The sequence below is a fragment of the Cellulomonas sp. Y8 genome, assembly GCF_008033115.1.
In the GTDB taxonomy this organism is placed as follows: Bacteria; Actinomycetota; Actinomycetes; order Actinomycetales; family Cellulomonadaceae; genus Cellulomonas.
This window is the reverse complement of sequence record NZ_CP041203.1, coordinates 255,655-273,483: the sequence shown is the minus strand read 5'-3', so window position 1 is coordinate 273,483 and position 17,829 is coordinate 255,655. Positions and strand designations below refer to the sequence as shown.

Annotated in this window: 19 protein-coding genes and 1 pseudogene; 9 read left to right on the top strand and 11 right to left on the bottom strand. The window is 76.8% G+C overall.

What is annotated here, in order from left to right; genetic code table 11:
• Window positions 1–70 precede the first annotated feature (70 nt).
• The 3 genes from FKM96_RS01280 to FKM96_RS20450 are packed head-to-tail and all read right to left on the bottom strand — an operon-like array spanning window position 71 to window position 2,042.
• Window positions 71–673 carry an energy-coupling factor transporter transmembrane component T gene (locus FKM96_RS01280; RefSeq protein WP_246855123.1) on the bottom strand — a complete coding sequence of 201 codons (603 nt, stop codon included), beginning with the start codon at window positions 671–673 and terminating at the stop codon, window positions 71–73.
• Complete coding sequence (locus FKM96_RS20455) at window positions 670–1,389, bottom strand: energy-coupling factor ABC transporter ATP-binding protein (protein WP_168216838.1); 720 nt, start codon at window positions 1,387–1,389, stop codon at window positions 670–672. The genes FKM96_RS01280 and FKM96_RS20455 overlap by 4 nt, the downstream gene beginning before the upstream one ends.
• Window positions 1,386–2,042: a biotin transporter BioY gene (locus FKM96_RS20450; RefSeq protein WP_168216837.1), complete on the bottom strand. Its 657-nt coding sequence runs from the start codon at window positions 2,040–2,042 to the stop codon at window positions 1,386–1,388. The genes FKM96_RS20455 and FKM96_RS20450 overlap by 4 nt, the downstream gene beginning before the upstream one ends.
• Before the next feature lie 329 nt (window positions 2,043–2,371).
• Between FKM96_RS20450 and abc-f the strand changes: the two genes are divergently transcribed.
• Window positions 2,372–3,970, top strand: a complete 1,599-nt coding sequence (gene abc-f / locus FKM96_RS01270; RefSeq protein WP_147793715.1) for a ribosomal protection-like ABC-F family protein — start codon at window positions 2,372–2,374, stop codon at window positions 3,968–3,970.
• A gap of 84 nt (window positions 3,971–4,054) precedes the next feature.
• Here the strand turns inward: abc-f and FKM96_RS01265 are convergent, their stop codons facing one another.
• From FKM96_RS01265 to FKM96_RS01250, 5 genes are all read right to left on the bottom strand, one after another.
• Window positions 4,055–4,927, bottom strand: coding sequence for an SURF1 family protein (locus tag FKM96_RS01265; protein WP_147793714.1), 873 nt, complete (start codon window positions 4,925–4,927; stop codon window positions 4,055–4,057).
• Complete coding sequence (locus FKM96_RS01260) at window positions 4,924–5,226, bottom strand: hypothetical protein (RefSeq protein ID WP_147793713.1); 303 nt, start codon at window positions 5,224–5,226, stop codon at window positions 4,924–4,926. The genes FKM96_RS01265 and FKM96_RS01260 overlap by 4 nt, the downstream gene beginning before the upstream one ends.
• A complete protein-coding gene (locus FKM96_RS20940; protein ID WP_210417339.1) occupies window positions 5,223–5,651 on the bottom strand; it encodes a DUF3099 domain-containing protein in 429 nt (142 codons plus the stop codon). The genes FKM96_RS01260 and FKM96_RS20940 overlap by 4 nt, the downstream gene beginning before the upstream one ends.
• Window positions 5,652–5,712: 61 nt before the next feature.
• Window positions 5,713–5,853 carry a hypothetical protein gene (locus tag FKM96_RS20445; protein WP_168216836.1) on the bottom strand — a complete coding sequence of 47 codons (141 nt, stop codon included), beginning with the start codon at window positions 5,851–5,853 and terminating at the stop codon, window positions 5,713–5,715.
• A 7-nt stretch (window positions 5,854–5,860) separates the two neighbouring features.
• On the bottom strand, window positions 5,861–6,619 hold the full coding sequence (locus FKM96_RS01250) for a DUF1266 domain-containing protein (protein WP_147793712.1): 759 nt from the start codon (window positions 6,617–6,619) through the stop codon (window positions 5,861–5,863).
• A gap of 1,156 nt (window positions 6,620–7,775) precedes the next feature.
• Here FKM96_RS01250 and FKM96_RS01245 point away from each other — a divergent pair.
• The 5 genes and pseudogenes from FKM96_RS01245 to FKM96_RS01225 all read left to right on the top strand — a co-directional run.
• Window positions 7,776–8,705: pseudogene (locus FKM96_RS01245) on the top strand (hypothetical protein); the annotation flags it as partial.
• Window positions 8,706–9,276: 571 nt separating this feature from the next.
• A complete protein-coding gene (locus FKM96_RS01240) occupies window positions 9,277–9,936 on the top strand; it encodes a GNAT family N-acetyltransferase (RefSeq protein WP_371300516.1) in 660 nt (219 codons plus the stop codon).
• A gap of 205 nt (window positions 9,937–10,141) precedes the next feature.
• Window positions 10,142–10,876 carry a 3-oxoacyl-ACP reductase FabG gene (gene fabG / locus FKM96_RS01235; protein WP_147793711.1) on the top strand — a complete coding sequence of 245 codons (735 nt, stop codon included), beginning with the start codon at window positions 10,142–10,144 and terminating at the stop codon, window positions 10,874–10,876.
• A gap of 35 nt (window positions 10,877–10,911) precedes the next feature.
• Window positions 10,912–11,679, top strand: coding sequence for an enoyl-ACP reductase FabI (gene fabI / locus FKM96_RS01230; protein ID WP_147793710.1), 768 nt, complete (start codon window positions 10,912–10,914; stop codon window positions 11,677–11,679).
• A 19-nt stretch (window positions 11,680–11,698) separates the two neighbouring features.
• Window positions 11,699–12,220 (top strand): histidine phosphatase family protein, encoded by a 522-nt coding sequence (locus FKM96_RS01225; protein WP_168216835.1) that lies wholly within the window; start codon window positions 11,699–11,701, stop codon window positions 12,218–12,220.
• Between the two features lie 10 nt (window positions 12,221–12,230).
• On the opposite strand, the gene serB is transcribed toward FKM96_RS01225, so the two are convergent.
• On the bottom strand, window positions 12,231–12,842 hold the full coding sequence (serB, locus tag FKM96_RS01220) for a phosphoserine phosphatase SerB (protein ID WP_147796836.1): 612 nt from the start codon (window positions 12,840–12,842) through the stop codon (window positions 12,231–12,233).
• An 88-nt stretch (window positions 12,843–12,930) separates the two neighbouring features.
• A complete protein-coding gene (locus FKM96_RS01215; RefSeq protein ID WP_147793709.1) occupies window positions 12,931–14,172 on the bottom strand; it encodes a glucose-1-phosphate adenylyltransferase in 1,242 nt (413 codons plus the stop codon).
• A 70-nt stretch (window positions 14,173–14,242) separates the two neighbouring features.
• Here FKM96_RS01215 and glgA point away from each other — a divergent pair, with 70 nt between their 5' ends.
• The gene (glgA, locus tag FKM96_RS01210; protein ID WP_147793708.1) at window positions 14,243–15,463 is read left to right on the top strand and encodes a glycogen synthase; all 1,221 of its coding nucleotides are present in this window, start codon (window positions 14,243–14,245) and stop codon (window positions 15,461–15,463) included.
• Window positions 15,464–15,470: 7 nt separating this feature from the next.
• On the opposite strand, the gene FKM96_RS01205 is transcribed toward glgA, so the two are convergent.
• Complete coding sequence (locus tag FKM96_RS01205) at window positions 15,471–16,295, bottom strand: hypothetical protein (RefSeq protein WP_147793707.1); 825 nt, start codon at window positions 16,293–16,295, stop codon at window positions 15,471–15,473.
• A 55-nt stretch (window positions 16,296–16,350) separates the two neighbouring features.
• Here FKM96_RS01205 and FKM96_RS01200 point away from each other — a divergent pair, with 55 nt between their 5' ends.
• A complete protein-coding gene (locus tag FKM96_RS01200; RefSeq protein WP_147793706.1) occupies window positions 16,351–17,136 on the top strand; it encodes an ABC transporter ATP-binding protein in 786 nt (261 codons plus the stop codon).
• Window positions 17,137–17,306: 170 nt separating this feature from the next.
• Window positions 17,307–17,789 carry an NfeD family protein gene (locus FKM96_RS01195; RefSeq protein ID WP_147793705.1) on the top strand — a complete coding sequence of 161 codons (483 nt, stop codon included), beginning with the start codon at window positions 17,307–17,309 and terminating at the stop codon, window positions 17,787–17,789.
• Window positions 17,790–17,829: the final 40 nt, after the last annotated feature.

Genomic DNA, 17,829 nt, shown 5'->3' with positions numbered 1-17,829 from the left:
GGGCGGCGCGCGGCGAGCGCGGGGGAGTCGCAGCGAGCTGCCCGTCGGACCGGGCGCACGGGCTCCGGGGTCAGTCGACGATCCCGCGCGCGGCCAGCGCCTCGCCCAGGTCCCGCGCGCGTCCGACGACCCGCAGCACCGCCGGGGTGAGCCACACCCGCGGGTCGCGCTCGACCCCCCGGGCGCGCGCCGCGTCCCGGACCTCGTGCACGGTGCGGGCGATCTCGGGCACCGACCTCAGGACCAGCGCGACCGCGAGGGCGACCAGGTCGGGCGGGACGCCGACCCGGCGCAGCGGCCGGGCGGCGCGCGCGAGGGCGTCGAGGAGCCGGTCGGCGGGGGTGGTGGCGGTGACCACCGCGGCGCCGAGGACGAGGGTCAGCAGGTCGGCGACCACCTCGACGGCCGGGCCGGGTCCGCGGGCCCACGCCTGGTACGCGCCGGCGAGCAGCGCCGTCACGAGCACCGGGAGCAGCCCGCGGAGCGTCGGGCGCGGGGGGAGCGCGGCGACGGCGGCGGCCGCGACCGCCACCCCGAGCAGCACGAGCGCGGCCGGCACGCCCCGGGTCGCCACGACGGCGACGCCGAGCAGCGCCAGCGCCGCGAGCTTGGCCCCGACCGGCGCCCGGTCCAGCGGGGTGCGGGCGGTGCGGTGCGCGCCGAGCAGCGTCACGCGGGCTCGACCGCCATCAGCGCGCGGTACGCGTCGAGGGCGGGCCCGGGCGCGCCGTCGTGCGCCACGCGGCCGCCGTCGACGACCAGCACCCGGTCGGCCCGCGCCGCCGCGTCGAGGTCGTGCGTCACCTGGACCACCTGCTGGGGGAGGTCGGCGAGCAGGCCGTCGACGACGCGGCGCCAGCGCAGGTCGAGCAGCGTGGTGGGCTCGTCGCAGACCAGCACCGCGGGCTCGGTGGCGAGCACCGCGGCCAGCGCGAGCAGCTGCCGCTGGCCGCCGGACAGCGCACGGACGGGCAGGTCGGCGCGGGACGCCAGTCCCACGCGGTCCAGCGCCTCCCGGGCGCGGGCGTCCCGCTCGCGGCCGGGGACGCCGAGGCGGCGCAGGGACAGGGCGACGTCCTCGACGGGCGTCGGCATCACGACCTGGGCGTCGGGGTCGGTGAACAGGAAGCCGACCCGGCGGCGCACCGCGGCGCCGTCGCGCGCCGTGTCGAGGCCGTCGACCCGCACCGAGCCCGCCGACGGCAGCGTCAGGCCGTTCAGCAGCCGGGCGAGCGTCGACTTGCCCGAGCCGTTCGCGCCGACGACGGCGATGCGGCGCTCCGTGAGCGTCGCCGTGACCGGGCCCAGCAGGGTGACGACCCGCTCGGCCCCGCGGCGCGCCTCGCCCGGGGAGTACGCCGTGACGACCGCGCCGTCGAGCTCGATCACCGGCCGCGCAGCAGGTCCGGGAAGGCGCGGAGCGCGGCCGCGGCGACCACGGCGGCGAGCGCGTTCTTGATCAGGTCGCCGGGCAGGAAGACGGCGCCGGCGGCGACCGCCTCGGACGCGGACAGGCCCAGCCGCCAGCCCATGACCGCGATACCGAGCGGGTGGATCACCAGCAGCGAGCCGGCGGTCGCCGCGCCGAGCAGCGCCGGGACCCGCCACCGGCCGGGCGCGCGGCGCGCCAGCAACCCGAACCCGCCGGCGATCGCCGCGGCCGCGGGGAACGCGAGCAGGTAGCCGGCCGACGGCGACGCCAGCACGCCGAGCCCCCCGGTCGCGCCGGACAGCACCGGGACGCCCGCCAGGCCGACGGCGACGTACAGCAGCAGCGCGAGGGCGCCGCGACGCGGGCCGAGCACCAGGCCGGTGAGCGCGACGCCGAAGGTCTGCAGGGTGATCGGCACGGCCCCACCGGTCGGGATGGCGGGCAGGACCGCGCACACGGCGACGAACGCGGCGAACGTGGCGATCAGCGCGACGTCGGTGGCGACCGAGGTGCGGGCCACGGGGGCCGGGGCGGCCGCGGCGGCGGGCGCAGGGCCGGCGTGCGCGGCGGCGTCGGCCGCGGGGGCGACCTCGGGGCGGTGCTCGGACATCGGACCTCGCGGGGGTGCGGTCGGCTGGGGCGGCGCCGTCCGCGGAGGGCCGGTCGCCGCGAGCCACGCTAGTGCGGCGCGCGCGGCCGGGGTCGTGCGGGGGTGTCCAACGCTGCCGCGCGGCGCCTGTCGGGTTCCGCACCCCGGGCGGGCGGCACGCGCGCGGGCTCGCGGCCGGCGAGGGCGAGCGACGTGGGGGAGCCCACGGAATTCCGGTCGGGTCCGGGGCGCTGGGACTCGTAGGATGGGCGGCGTTTGTGCCGGCCCGCGACGGGGCGCGCGGCATCGACCGCGGGCGTGCACGGCGAGAGGGAGCAGGGACAACCGAAGTGATCACCGTTCAGGGCGTGGAGCTGCGCGTGGGTGCCCGCGTGCTGCTGTCCGAGGCGACCTTCCGGGTGGCGCCCGGCGACCGGATCGGCCTCGTCGGCCGCAACGGCGCCGGCAAGACCACGCTGACCAAGACGCTGGCGGGGGAGACCCAGCCGACCGGCGGGCAGATCTCCCGCAGCGGCGACATCGGCTACCTCCCGCAGGACCCGCGGTCGGGCGAGCTGTCCGACCTCGCGATGTCCCGGGTGCTGTCGGCGCGCGGCCTCGACCGGATCATCGAGCAGATGCGCGAGACCGAGGGCCTGATGGCGTCCACGGACGACGCGGTGCGCGAGGCGGCCATGGAGCGGTACCCGAAGCTCGAGGCCCGGTTCACCGCCGGCGGTGGGTACGCCGCCGAGAGCGAGGCGCACCGGATCACCGCTAACCTCGGCCTGGACGACCGCGTCCTCGGCCAGCCGCTGAGCACCCTGTCCGGCGGCCAGCGCCGCCGCGTCGAGCTCGCGCGCATCCTGTTCTCGGGCAACGACACGCTGCTGCTCGACGAGCCGACGAACCACCTCGACGCGGACTCGATCGCCTGGCTGCGCGACTACCTCAAGACCTACCCGGGCGGCTTCGTGGTCATCAGCCACGACGTCGAGCTGCTGCGCGCCACCGTCAACAAGGTGTTCCACCTCGACGCCAACCGCGGCGAGCTCGACCAGTACAACCTCGGCTGGGACGCCTACGTGCTCCAGCGCGAGACGGACGAGAAGCGCCGCCGCCGCGAGCGCGCCAACGCGGAGAAGAAGGCCGGCGCGCTGCTGGCCCAGGCCGACAAGATGCGCGCGAAGGCCACCAAGGCGGTCGCCGCGCAGAACATGGCCCGCCGCGCCGAGCGGATGCTGTCCGGCCTCGACGAGGTCCGGGCGTCCGACAAGGTCGCGAAGCTGCGGTTCCCCGAGCCCGCCGCGTGCGGGCGCACCCCGCTGACGGCGTCCGACCTGTCGAAGTCGTACGGCTCGCAGGAGGTGTTCGCCGGCGTCGACCTGGCGATCGACCGGGGCTCGCGCGTCGTCGTGCTCGGGCTCAACGGCGCGGGCAAGACCACGCTGCTGCGGATGCTCGCGGGGCTGCAGGAGTCGGACACCGGCGAGGTGAGGCCGGGGCACGGCCTCAAGCTCGGGTACTACGCCCAGGAGCACGAGACGCTCGACATGGACCGCACGGTCGTCGAGAACCTGCGCTCGTCGGCGCCCGACCTGACCGACACCCAGGTGCGGTCGGTGCTGGGCTCGTTCCTGTTCTCGGGCGACGACGCCGACAAGCCCGCCAAGGTGCTGTCCGGCGGCGAGAAGACCCGGCTGGCGCTCGCGGCCCTGGTCGTGTCGGCGGCGAACGTGCTGCTGCTCGACGAGCCGACCAACAACCTCGACCCGGCCAGCCGCGAGGAGATCCTGGCGGCGCTGCGGGGGTACACCGGCGCGGTCGTGCTGGTGAGCCACGACGAGGGGGCCGTCGAGGCGCTGAACCCGGAGCGGGTCGTGCTGCTGCCCGACGGCGACGAGGACCTGTGGAACCCGTCCTACCTGGACCTGGTCACCCTGGCCTGACTGCCCCCGGGGACGTCGAGTGGAACGTCGTGCCCGACACGCTCACGGCGTGTCGGGCAGAACCTTCCACTCGCCCCGGCCCGGTCAGCCGAGCTGGGAGTCGATCAGGGCGTCCTCGGTCTCCTCGTCCGAGGTGCGCCGGCGGCGCGACGCGGGCGCCGGGCGCGCAGGGCGCGGCGTGCCGTCGCCGTCCGGCGCGTCGCCCCCGGCCGCCGCCTCGGCGCCCTCGAGCAGCTCGCGCCGGGCCAGCCAGCCGAACGCCGCCAGCGACCCCACCGAGAACGTCCACCACTGGAACGCGTACGACAGGTGCGACCCCGGGTCGGTGCTCGGCGCGGGGAGCCGCCCGAGCGCGACCGCCGGGGCGGGCGTCTCGTCGACCAGACCGCCGTACCCGCCGTAGGACGCGGCGTCCGAGCCGCCGGCCGCCAGCACCTGGCCCACGTTGATCGCCTGCACCTGCCCGGCCGGCGCGGACCGCGGGTCGGCGGCCTCGTCCCGGCGCAGGTGCACGGTGACCTCGACCTGGCCGGACGGCGGGGCCGGCACGGCGACCTCGCCGCTCGCGTCGTCGTCCCAGGCCACCCACCCGCGGTCGACGACGAGCACCGACCCGTCCGCCTGCACCAGCGGCACGAGGACGTGGAAGCCGGGCTGGCTGTTCACGGGGCGGTTGCGCAGCAGCACCGCGGCGTCGGCGTCGTAGGTGCCGGTGACCGTCGCCTGCCGCCAGACGTCGCCCGGGTCCAGCTCCGCGCCGGGCTCCGGAAGCAGCGCGTCGAGCGGGACCGGGTCGGCGGAGTAGTTCTGCTCGACCAGCCGGATGGCGGCGTCCCGGGCCACGTGCCGGTGCCACTGCCAGCGGCCGAGGAACACGCACGCGACCGACACGGCGACGGCGAGCAGCACCAGCCCGACGGCGCGCCGGGCCGCGGGGTTGCCGTGCAGCAGCCTCATCGCGACCCCGGGGCCCCGGGCAGACCGCCCAGGCCCGGCAGCCCGGGCAGCCCCGGGCGCTCGCCGAGCTCGATCCGCGGCAGGTCCGCGACCGGCACCGTGTCGGCGTAGAAGGCGCGCACCCGCAGGTACTCCTCGAGGTGCTCCCGGTGCTCGTCGCACGCGAGCCACACCTTGCGGCGCTCCGGCGTGTGCAGGCGCGGGTTGTTCCACAGCACGCCCCAGGACGCGTCGGCGCGGCAGCCGCGGGCGCTGCACACGAGGTCCTCGCCGACGGCGTCGGGGGTGGGCGCGGTCATCGGGTGCCTCCGCGGGTGTCGTCGTCGTCCGCCGCGGCGTCGTGCCCGGCCGGCCGGTCGCCGGCGCGCCACGGCTCGTCGGCCTGGGCCGACCCGGGCGCCGGGGGCGGCGCGGGTGCCACCGGCCGCGCGGTCGGCGCCGCGTCGAGCAGGTGCGGCAGGTACCCCGGGGGCGCGTCGTCGCGGCGCTCGCGGCCGGCGTTGGCGAACAGCACGGCGATGTACGGCAGCACGACGGCCCCGACGATGAGCACGAGGCTGACCCACAGCGGGACGCGGGACCAGGTCAGCACGGCGACCACGAAGCACACCACCCGGATGCCCATCTGGATCAGGTAGCGGCGGGCCCGGCGCGCCTGGTCGGCGCCGAGGGGCTCGGGGGCGCTGGTGACGCTCTGCGCCGGTGGTGGGGTCCGCCTGCTCACACCTGATCGTAGGCGCCGCCGGGCGTCCGGTCCGCCCGGCGGTGCCGGCGTCTCAGGCTGCTCACAGGCGGCGGGCGACGTTCTGCAGGAAGGCGTGCACCGCGGGCCGCAGGTCGTCGCCCCAGACGGCGACGACGACCATCCCGGCGGCCACCAGCAGCAGCATCAGGACCAGGCCGACCCAGCCCGTGCGGTGCGGCACGGCCGGCTCAGTACGCGAGCCGCAGCCACGGGGAGCCGTCGACCTTCAGCAGGTCGTCGACCGCGCCGTCGAACTTCCCGATGTCGCCGTCGACCGGGTTCCGGCTCGTGCCGGCCGTCCAGAACGCGCGCCCGACGACGAACGCCCGGCCGAACTCCTCCCAGCCGCGGTACGCCGGCCGCGCCAGCCCCACTGCCTCGCCCATCGCGTCCCACGCCCGGTCGGGGGTGACCAGCCCGGCGTCCAGCAGCAGCCGGCTGAGGTGCACGACCCGCGCCGCGTCCCACGCGACGATGCTCGCGGGCAGCGGGTCCGGGAGCGCCGCGTGCCCGCCGGCGACCGCCGCACCGGTCCAGCCCACGTACCAGCGACGGGCGCGCTCGGGGTCCAGCCCGCGCTCGGCGGCCTCCTGCGCGATCCGGGCCTGGTGCTCGTCCTGCAGCGTCCGGCCGCCGCGCGCGGCGAACACCTCGTCGACCCGCGGCGCGACGAGCGCGTAGTACCCGCGGTGGCCCTGGTGCAGCAGGTACCCGTACGCGCCGTCGACGTCGTCCGGTCCGTGCACGTCCCAGGCGCCGGACAGCAGCTTCTGCGCGGTGCGCGGATCGGCCTCCATCGTGGGCGCGTTGATCGGCAGGTGCCCCTCGGCGGCGTAGACCGCGCCGAGCGCGAGCGCGCGGTCCTGCTCCGGCGTGAGGGCGGGGGCGCCCTCCAGCACGGTGAACTCGGTCGCGAACATCGCCTTGATCTTGTCGAACAGGCCCATCGGGTGCGGCTCCTCGGGAAGGGCGCGCCGTGCGGCCACGGCGCGGGGGAGGCCCATCGCACCCGGCGAGCGGGCACCGGCGCAGCGCTCCCGAACGAACCCGAACGCCGCGCCGGACCCGCCTGGACCAGCGCCCGGACCGCGGACGGGGCGACGGCGGCTCGCGCGGGGTGGCTAGCCTGGGGCGGTGCCCGACGTCGCCCCGCCGCCGCACCCGGTCCGCTGGGACGACCTCACCGGCCGCTTGCGCGCGCTCCGCGCCGCCGCCGGCTCGCCGTCCTACGCCGACCTGGTCCGCCGCGTCGACGCCGTCCGCGCCGCGCGCGGGGTGCCCGGGCCGGAGCGGCGCCCCGGCCGGGTGACGGTCTACGACGCGTTCCGGGACGGGCGGGCGCGCCTGGACGTCGAGCTGGTCGCCGACCTGGTGCGCGCGCTGGGTGGCACCGCCGAGGACGCGGCCCGGTGGCGGGCGGCCCACGCGGCGGTGGCGACGGCGCTCGCGGCGACGCGGGCCGGCGGGGACGGGACAGCGGCGGGGGCGGGCGACGCGCCGGACGGCGCTGCGGCGGGTACCGGGCTGCTGCGCGCGCCCGACGACGCGGCACCGGCGCCCGTGCTGCGCGGGCGGGACGCCGAGCTCGCGGAGCTGCTGGCCTGGGCGTCGGGCGCCGCCGCGGCGGCCGGTGCGGGCGCGGAGGCCGGTGCGCCCGGGGCCCCCGACGCGGGTGCAGCCGCGGACTCGGGTGCGGACGTCGACCCCGGCGCGGACGCCGGACCCGACCCCGCCCGGGTCGCCGTGCTCACCGGCGTCCCCGGCTCCGGCCTCACCGCGCTCGCCGAGGCGGTCGCCCGCACACACCGGGCCCGCGGGGCGGCGCCGGTCCTGCTCGGCCCGGGCGACCTCGACCCGGATCTCGTGGCGACGGCCCTGCCCGCGACGCCGCCCGCGGCGTCCTCCGCCCCGGGGACGTCCCGCGCCCCCGGCCTCCTCGTCCTGCTCGACGTGGACGACCCCGACCGCCCCGTCGCCGTCGCGCGCGCCCTCGCCGAGGCCGCCCCCGGATGGTCCCTGCTGGTCACCGCCCGCCGCGCTCTCCCGGTCGCCGGCGCGCGCACCGTCCGACTCGCCCCGCTGGCCCCGGACGCGGCCGTCGCGATGCTCGGCGACCTGGTGGGCCCCGAGCGGGTCGCCGCCGAGCCCGAGGCCGCCGCCGCGCTCGCCGCGGCTTGCGGGCACCTCCCCGTCGCGCTGACGGTGGCGGCGGGCCAGGTCGCCGAGCGCCCGTCGTGGTCGCTCGCGGACCAGGTGCACCGGGTGGCGCAGTCGTCGCACGCCCTGCCGGCCCTCGACGCGGCATACCGCGCGCTCGACCCGGAGCAGGCGCTCGTGCTGCGCCGGCTCGCGCTGCTGGACGCGCCGCTGTCGTCCGCCTGGCTCGCCGTGCTCGCGGGCCTGGATACGCCGAGCGTGCGCCGGGCGCTCGCGGTGCTGGAGGACGCGCACCTGGTGCTGCCGGCGCCGGGCGGCCGCTCGACGGCGCACGCGCTCGTGCGGCGGTACGCGCAGGACGCCGCCCAGGACGAGGAGCCGGTCAGCGCGCGCCGGTCCGCCGTGGAGCGGTTGGTCGCCGGGGTCGTGGAGGTGGCCCGCCCGCTGGTCGCCGTCGTCGCGCCGCACCACGACCTGGCGCTCGGCTCCCCGCCCGCGGCCGCGTCGCCGGCCGTCGCCCGCGAGCGGCTCGACGCGCTCCGCCCGGCGGCGGTGGCCGCGGGCGTGCGGTGCGCGGAGCTCGGGATCGCGGCTCCGCTGGGCGAGCTCTCCGGGCTGCTGGCGGCGTACCTGGACACCGCCGGCCACTACGCCGACGCGCTGGTGCTGCACGGCGCGGCCGCCGCGTCCGCCGACCCGGCCGGCCGGAGCCGCGCGGGCCGGGACCTCGGTCGGGTGCTCGAGCACCTCGGCCGGTACGACGAGGCGCTGGCCCAGCTGGTGCGGGCGCACGAGTCCGGGCACGACCCGCGGCCGGGCCAGACCCTCAACCGGATCGGGAACGTCTACAAGCGGCTCGGGCGCACCGACGAGGCCCTGCGCGCGTACGCCGACGCGGCGGCCGCGGCCCGCACCGGCGGCGACGTCGTCAGCGAGGGGCGCGCGGTGGGCAACCACGCCGACGCGCTGCGGGTGCTCGGGCGGCACGAGGAGTCCTTCGCGGGCCACGACCTGGCGCTCGCGCTCGCCGAGCGGGTCGGTGACGTGCTGAACGTGGCGGTCGTGACGAGCAACTCGGCGCTGGCGCTGGAGCGCGCCGGGCGGATCGCGGAGGCCCGCGCGCGGGTGGTCCGGGCGCGCGCGGCTGCGGACCGGCTCGGCGACGCGAACCTCGGCCTGCGGACGGCCCTGCACGAGCAGCGCCTGGTGCTCACGGCCGGCGACCCCGCCGAGCTCCGCTCCGCCGTGCCAGCCCTGCACGCCCTGGCCGAGCGGGCCGGTGACCTCGGGGACGTCGAGGCGCAGGCCGAGGCGCGGACGGTGCTGGGGCGAGCGCTGCACCGGGCGGGTGACCTCGACGCCGCCGAGGAGGTGCTCGCGGGAGCGCGCGACCAGGCGGCGCGGATCCGGGCGGGGCTGGTCGAGGTCGAGGCGCTGAACGCCCTGGGTGCGGTCGCGCTCGCCCTGGGGCGGGCCGGCGACGCGCGGGATCGCTTCGACCGCGCGATCGCGCTGGCGCGCGCGGCGGGCGACGCGGGGGAGGAGGCGCGCGCGCTCGCCGGGCTCGAGGCGGCGGGTGCCGCGCAGGCCGGTGCGGGGCAGCTCGGTCCGCAGGCGCCTGACGCGGCCGGGGCCGGCGGTGCGCTCCGGCTCCGCGACCACACGCCCGACGACGCCGCCGCGACGCTCGCGGTGTTTCCGGCGCGCGATCACCGTCACCGCCGCCCGGGACTACACCCCGGAGCAGGTCGCCGCGTGGGCGCCCGACGACATCGACCCGGACGCCTGGGCCGCCCGCCGCGCGGCGGCGCGCACCCGGGTCGCCGTGCGGGACGGTGCGGTCGTCGGGTTCACCGACGTGGACGCGGGCGGCTATGTCGACATGCTGTTCGTCGACCCCGGCGCCGCCCGGCAGGGGGTGGCCCGCGCTCTGCTCGACTGGGCGGTCCGCACGGCCGCCGCCGACGGCGCCACCGAGCTGACCACGCACGCGAGCGTCACCGCCCGCCCGTTCTTCGAGGCGCACGGCTTCGAGGTGGTCGCGGAGCAGCACCCGGTCCGTCGGGGCGTGACCCTGACCAACTACCGGATGCGCCGCCCCCTCTGACCTGCCGTCGGCCCAGCCACCCAGGTCGAGAGTGGAAGGTTGTGACGGACACGCCGACGGCGTGTCCGTCACAACCTTCCACTGTCGGGAGGTGCCGCCCGGCTGCGACGGACCGCGGATTGTGCGAACCGGACAACGCCGGACCGCCATCCTGTGCCGCGGCGGTGCACCGTCGCCCCGGAGCCGTCGGATAGCGTCGACTTCCGTGTCCGAGAACTCCCAGCCCAGCAGCCCGGAGCCGCGCAGCGTGCTCGTGACCGGGGCCAACCGCGGCATCGGCCGCGCGATCGCCGAGCGGTTCGTCGCGAACGGTGACAAGGTCGCGACCATCGTCCGCAGCGGCGGCGCCCCCGACGGCGTCCTGGCGCTGACCGGCGACGTCACCGACACCGCGTCCGTCGACGCCGCGTTCGCCGAGGTCGAGGCCCAGCACGGCCCCGTCGAGGTCCTGGTGGCCAACGCCGGCGTGACCCGCGACGGCCTGCTCATGCGGATGACGGACGACGACTTCCAGCAGGTGCTCGACGTCAACCTCACGGGCGTGTTCCGGTGCGTGCGCCGCGCGTCGAAGGGCATGATCCGGCTCCGTCGCGGGCGCATCGTCATGATCGGCTCGGTCGTCGGCCTGTACGGCAACGCCGGCCAGGTCAACTACACCGCGACCAAGGCCGGCCTGGTCGGCATGGCCCGCTCGGTCACGCGCGAGCTCGGCGGGCGCGGCATCACCGCGAACGTCGTGGCGCCCGGGTTCATCGAGACCCAGATGACCGCGGAGCTGCCGCAGGACCGCCAGGACGCCTACCTGTCGTCCATCCCCGCGGGCCGGTTCGGCGCGGTCGACGAGATCGCCGCCGCCGTCGAGTTCCTCGCCTCGCCCGCCGCCGGGTACATCTCCGGCGCCGTGCTGCCGGTCGACGGCGGCCTCGGCATGGGCCACTGACCTCCCTCCTGCCTCAACGAACGATCGGAAACACCATGGGCCTGCTCGACGGCAAGAAGCTCCTCGTCACCGGCGTCCTCACCGACGGCTCCATCGCCTTCCACGTGGCGCGGCTCGCGCAGGAGGAGGGCGCCGAGGTCGTGCTGAGCTCGTTCGGCCGCCAGTTCCGCCTGACCCAGGCGATCGCCCGCCGGCTGCCGAAGGAGGCGCCGGTCGTGCAGCTCGACGTCACCGACGCCGACGACCTGGCCGCCCTCCCGGAGCGCGTCCGCGAGCACGTCGACCACCTCGACGGCGTCGTGCACTCGATCGGCTTCGCGCCGCAGTCCGTCATGGGCGGCAACTTCCTGGCGGCCGAGTGGGCCGACGTCGCCACCGCGCTCGAGGTGTCCGCGTTCTCGCTGAAGTCGCTGGCCACCGCCACGCAGCCGCTGCTGACCGGCGGCGGCTCCATCGTCGGCCTCACGTTCGACGCGCGGTTCGCCTGGCCGGTCTACGACTGGATGGGCGTCGCCAAGGCGGCCTTCGAGTCGACCTCCCGCTACCTGGCCCGCGACCTCGGCCCGCAGGGCATCCGGGTCAACGTGGTGTCCGCCGGCCCGATCCGCACCACCGCCGCGAAGTCGATCCCGGGCTTCGAGTCCATGGAGGGCGGCTGGGACGGCCGTGCCCCCCTCGGCTGGGACGTGCACGACCCGGAGCCGACCGCCCGCGCGGTGGCCGCCCTGCTGTCCGACTGGTTCCCGAAGACGACGGGGGAGATGGTGCACGTCGACGGCGGCGTGCACGCCATGGGTCAGTAGTCGTGGGACGCTGGTGCGCGTGACCCACGGCTCCGCGCACCAGCTCGTCCTGCTCCGCCACGCGAAGGCGGAGCACCCGGGCTCCCTCGACGACCAGCTCCGACCCCTCGCGCTCGCCGGGCGCAAGCAGGCCTCCGAGGTCGGCACGGGGCTGCGGGCGGCGGGCCTGGTGCCCGACCTCGCGCTGGTGTCGTCGGCGCTGCGCACCCGGCAGACCTGGGACCTGGTCCGCGCCGGGCTCCAGGTGCCGGCGGAGACCGCCCGGCTGTCCGACGACGTCTACGCCGCCGGCATCCGGCAGCTGCTCGGGCTGCTCCGCGAGCTCGACGAGTCGGCCGGCACCGTGCTGGTCGTCGGCCACGAGCCGACCGTCTCGCAGACCGCCGCCGCGCTCGCGGGTCCGGGGTCGGACGACGCCGCGCTCGCGCGGGTGCGCGTCGGGGTGTCCACCGCGTCGTACTCGGTGCTCGAGGTGCCGACGGCGTGGGCCGACCTGGAGCCGGACGGCGCCCGCCTGCTGCGCGTGGTCGACCCGGCCTGAGCCGAGCGCGTCAGGCGAACGGCGGCAGGTCCAGCACGGCGTCCAGGCGGTCGCGCACCTCGGCGTCCGCCTGCGCGCACACCACGGGCTTCGCGTTGAACGCGATCCCGAACCCCGCGGCCGCCAGCATGTCGAGGTCGTTCGCCCCGTCGCCGATCGCGACCGTGCGCTCCAGAGGCACCCCGGTCCCGGCGGCGAACTCGCGCAGCGTCCGGGCCTTCACCGCGCGGTCGACGACCTCGCCCGCCACCCGGCCGGTGAGTGCGCCGTGCTCGACCTCGAGCGCGTTCGCGCGGTACCGCGGGATGCCCAGCCGGTCGGCGAGCGGCCCGACGACCTCGACGAACCCGCCGGACACCAGCCCGACCGGCCAGCCGCGCCGGTCCAGCTCCGCCAGGAGCTCGACGGCCCCGGGCGTCACGACGACCTCGGCCAGCACCGCCTCGAACACCGACACGGGCAGCCCCGCCAGCGTCGCGACCCGGGCGCGCAGCGACTCCGTGAAGTCGAGCTCCCCGCGCATGGCACGCTCGGTGATGTCCGCGACCTCGGCGCGGGAGCCGGCGTGCTCGGCCAGGAGCTCGACGACCTCCTGGGTGATGAGCGTCGAGTCGACGTCCATGACGACGAGGCGGGTGGGTCGCGGAAGGCTCACCCGGGCAGGCTAGCGGGACGCGTCCCGCGCGTGCGGGGCGCGTCCACGCCCGTGCTCACAGCTCGATGACGGCACCCTTCGGCACCACCGTGATGCCCGACTCCGTCACGGTGAACCCGCGCTCGAGGTCGTGCTCCCGGTCGATGCCCACGCGCGCCCGCTCGTGCACCACGACGTTCTTGTCGAGGATCGCGCGGTGCACCTGGGCGTACCGGTTGACGATGACGCCGTCCATCAGCACCGAGTCGGTGACCTGCGCCCAGGAGTGCAGGTACACGCCCGGCGACAGCACCGAGCCCGACACGGTCGCCCCGGAGACGATGACGCCGGGCGACACGATGGAGTCCGCCGCGTGCCCCAGGCGCCCGGCGCCGGCGTGCACGAACTTGGCCGGCGGGAGCCCGGTGTAGCCGGTGTAGACGGGCCAGGCGTCGTTGTAGAGGTTGAACACCGGCTCGATCGAGATGAGGTCCTGGTTCGCGTCGTAGTACGAGTCCAGGGTCCCGACGTCGCGCCAGTACTGGCGGTCCCGGTCGGTCGACCCGGGGACGTCGTTGTTGATGAAGTCGTAGACCGCCGCGGTGCCGCGCTCGACGAACGCGGGGACGAGGTCGCCGCCCATGTCGTGCCGGCTGCTCGGGTTCTCCGCGTCCTCGGTCACCGCGCGGATGAGCGCGTCGGTGTTGACGACGTAGTTGCCCATCGACGCGAGGATCTCCCCGGGCGAGTCCGGCAGCCCGACCGGGTCGGACGGCTTCTCCCGGAACGCGGTGATCCTCGTCGGGTCGTCGGCCGCCGTCTCGATGACGCCGAACTGGTCGGCCATCGCGATCGGCTGCCGGATGCCGGCGACGGTCATCTCGGCGCCGGTCGCGATGTGCTGGTCGACCATCTGCGAGAAGTCCATGCGGTACACGTGGTCGGCGCCGACCACGACGACGATGTCGGGCCGCTCGTCGTCCAGGATGTTGAGGCACTGGTAGATCGCGTCGGCGCTGCCGAGGTACCAGTGCTTGCCGACCCGCTGCTGCGCGGGCACGGGGGAGACGTAGTTGCCGAGCAGCGTGGACATGCGCCAGGTCTTCGACACGTGCCGGTCGAGGCTGTGCGACTTGTACTGCGTCAGCACGATGATGTGCAGGTACCGCGAGTTCACGAGGTTCGACAGGGCGAAGTCGACCAGGCGGTAGATGCCCCCGAACGGGACGGCGGGCTTGGCGCGGGCGGCGGTCAGCGGCATGAGCCGCTTGCCCTCTCCACCTGCGAGGACGATTGCCAGGATGCGCGGCGCTGCCATGCCCCGACCGTAGTGCCACCACCAGCGTCTCGGCGAGGCGAACTTCCCGTTCCGCGCTAGCGTGTCGCGCGTGAGAGTCGACCTGCTGACCCGGGAGTACCCGCCCCACGTCTACGGGGGCGCCGGCGTCCACGTGGCGGAGCTCGCCGCGGTGCTGCGACGCAGCGTCGACGTGCGGGTGCACTGCTTCGACGGCGCGCGCGACGAGCCCGGCGTGACGGGCTACGACGTGCCCGCCCCCCTCGGCGACGCCAACCCCGCGCTGGCCACCTTCGGGGTGGACCTGGCGATCGTCGACGGCGTCGGCCGGGGCGACGGGCCCGCGACCGACCTGGTGCACTCGCACACCTGGTACGCCAACCTCGCGGGCCACCTGGCGTCGCTGCTGCACGGCGTGCCGCACGTGGTGTCGGCGCACAGCCTGGAGCCGCTGCGGCCGTGGAAGGCCGAGCAGCTCGGCGGCGGGTACGCCCTGTCGTCCTGGGCCGAGAAGACGGCGTTCGAGTCGGCCGCCGCGGTGATCGCCGTGAGCGCGGGCATGCGCGCGGACATCCTGCGCTGCTACCCGGCGATCGACCCGGAGAAGGTCCGCGTCGTGCACAACGGCATCGACCTCGCGGGCTGGCGGCGGCCGGAGACGGACGACGAGTGGGCGACCGCCCGGGACGTGGCGCGCGCCAACGGGATCGACCCCGACCGGCCGGCGGTCGTGTTCGTCGGGCGGATCACCCGGCAGAAGGGCCTGCCGTACCTGCTGCGCGCCGCCGAGTCGCTGCCGCCCGAGGTGCAGCTCGTGCTGTGCGCCGGGGCGCCGGACACGCCCGAGATCCTCGCCGAGGTGACCGGGCTGGTCGAGCAGCTGCGGGCGAAGCGCGACGGCGTCGTGTGGATCGAGCGGATGCTGCCGCGCGACGAGCTCGTCGCCGTGCTCGCCACCGGGACCGTGTTCGCGTGCCCGTCGGTCTACGAGCCGCTGGGCATCGTCAACCTCGAGGCCATGGCCGTCGGGCTGCCGGTCGTCGGCACCGCCACCGGCGGCATCCCGGAGGTCGTGGACGCCGGGGCCACCGGGTGGCTGGTGCCGATCGAGCAGGTGCAGGACGGCACCGGGACGCCTGTCGACCCGGACCGGTTCGTGGCCGACCTCGGCGCGACCCTTGCGGAGGCCGTCTCCGACGCGGACCGCGCCCGGGCGTGGGGCGTCGCGTCGCGGCGGCGGGTCGAGGAGCACTTCTCCTGGGACGCGATCGCCGACCGGACGCTCGAGGTGTACCGGTCCGTCCTGGGCTGAGCCGCGGTCAGCCCCGGCGCGGGTCCGGCGCGTCGTGCGCCGGGTGCGTCGCGACCGCCAGCGCGCGGCGCGCCGCCCGGTCGACGTCCCGCAGCGCCGACGTGCGCTGGTCGGCCTGCCACAGGTTGACCGCGGCCCCGTCGTCGGCCGCCGCGATGTCGACGATCGCGCGCAGCCGCAGCGCCGAGCCGATCACCCGCACCCTCCGGGGGTCGAGCCCCGGGGGGAGCACGCCGCGCGCGTCCGGGGTGTCGCGGAGCGCCGCGATCCGCTCCGCCGCGTCCGGCCGCCAGCGCGCGACGTCGAGCGTGGTCAGCGCCTCGGTCGCGCGGGTGAGCGCCGTGGTCAGCTCGCGGTCCGCCTCGGCCAGGGTCCCGACGTGCCCGACGAGCGCGGTGCGCCACGGGGCGACCGGGTGCACGGACCACGTCACCAGGTGCCCCGCCTCGTAGACGCTGCCGAACACCTCCACCCGCGGAACCGCGGCGTAGTCGCCGTCGGGGGTGCTCACGAGGACGGCCTCGCCCGCCTCCTGCGCCGCCCCCGCGACCGACGCCGGGGCGCCCGCGGGGTCGCCGGGCGCCGGCAGCACGGCGGCCACGACCCGCGGCCCGCTCGCCCACGCCGCCACCAGGTCCGCGAGCGTCGCCGAGCCGCGCGCGCCGTCGTCCAGCCCGGGTACGTCGGCGTCGGGCACGACGACGCGGTGCGGCTCGTCGTCGCCCTGGACGGCGACGAGCGTGCGCTGGACGGGGTCGGCGCCGGAGCCCGCCTGGTCGAGCCAGAGGGCGAGGCGCACGGAGCGGGGCAGGGCGAGGGCGGTGCGGTCCACGCCACCAACGTACGTCCACGTCCGGGCCGCCCCGGGCGGCTAGGGTCTGGTGTCCATGACCTCCGTGCTCGACCTGCAGGACGTGACCATCCGCCGCGGCACCACGACGATCCTCGACGGGCTGTCCTGGACGGTCCGCGAGGGCGAGCGCTGGGTGGTGCTGGGCCGCAACGGCGCCGGCAAGACGACGGTCCTCCAGGTGGCCTCCGGCCGCATGCACCCCACCTCCGGCACGGCCGACCTGCTCGGCTCGCGGCTCGGGCGCGTCGACGTGTTCGAGCTGCGCCCGCGCATCGGCCTGGCCAGCGCGGCGCTCGCGGAGCGCATCCCGGGCGGCGAGGTCGTCAAGGACGTCGTGCTGACCGCGGCCTACGGCGTGACGGGCCGCTGGCGCGAGGCGTACGAGGCCGTCGACGAGTCGCGGGCCGCCGACCTCATGGCCGCCTTCGGCGTCGAGCGGTTCGCCGACCGGTTCTACGGCACGCTCAGCGAGGGCGAGCGCAAGCGGGTGCAGATCGCCCGCGCGCTGATGAGCGACCCCGAGCTGCTCCTGCTCGACGAGCCCGCCGCCGGGCTGGACCTGGGCGGTCGCGAGGAGCTCGTCGCCGCGCTCGCCGAGCTGGCCGCCGACCGCCGGTCGCCGGCGCTCGTGCTGGTCACGCACCACGTCGAGGAGATCCCCCCGGGCTTCACGCACCTGCTGCTGCTGGCCGACGGGAAGGTGCACGCGGCCGGGCCCGTCGACGAGGTCCTGACGTCCGAGAACCTCACCGCGGCGTTCGGCACGCCGCTCGAGGTCGAGCGCTCCGGCGACCGCTGGACCGCTCGCGGGCGGCGCTGACCTGGTTCATCCTGGTTCGTCCGGTCGGTCGAGAGGCTCCCGGATTTCCTCACAGGTCGGTCAAGGGATCGTCTAGGATCGGTGGTGAGCGGCCGCTCGACGGTCGCCCGCACGTGAGGTGACGGACGGTGGTGCCCGGTCCCGGGCACCCGGGCTGAGAGGGGCCGACGATGGACTGGCTGTGGTGGCTGGGCGGCGCGCTGCTGCTGGGCGTCGCCGAGATGTTCTCGCTGGACCTGATCTTCCTCATGCTCGCGGGCGGCGCCCTCGCCGGCGCGCTCGCCGCGGCCCTCGACGCCCCGCTGGCGGTCCAGATCATCGTGGCCGCGGCCGCCGCGCTGCTGCTGCTGTTCGCGCTGCGGCCGTTCCTGCTGCACCGGCTGCGCGAGCGCACCCAGCTGGTCGAGACCAACTCGGCCGCGCTGATCGGGCGGCCCGCCGTGGTCGTCGCCCCGACCGACGCCTCGGGCGGTCGCGTGAAGCTCGGCGGCGAGGTCTGGTCCGCGCGCTCGCTGGTGGTGGGCGCCTCCTTCGATACCGGCACCGAGGTCCGCGTCGCGCGGATCGACGGGGCCACCGCGGTCGTGGAGGCCGTCGGCGACCGGCCCGCGACCGACGGCTCCGGCGCGCCCGGGGCCCCCGCGGGCATCTGACGGACGGCGGCGGCCGACCGGTCGCCGCCGCGCACGTGCG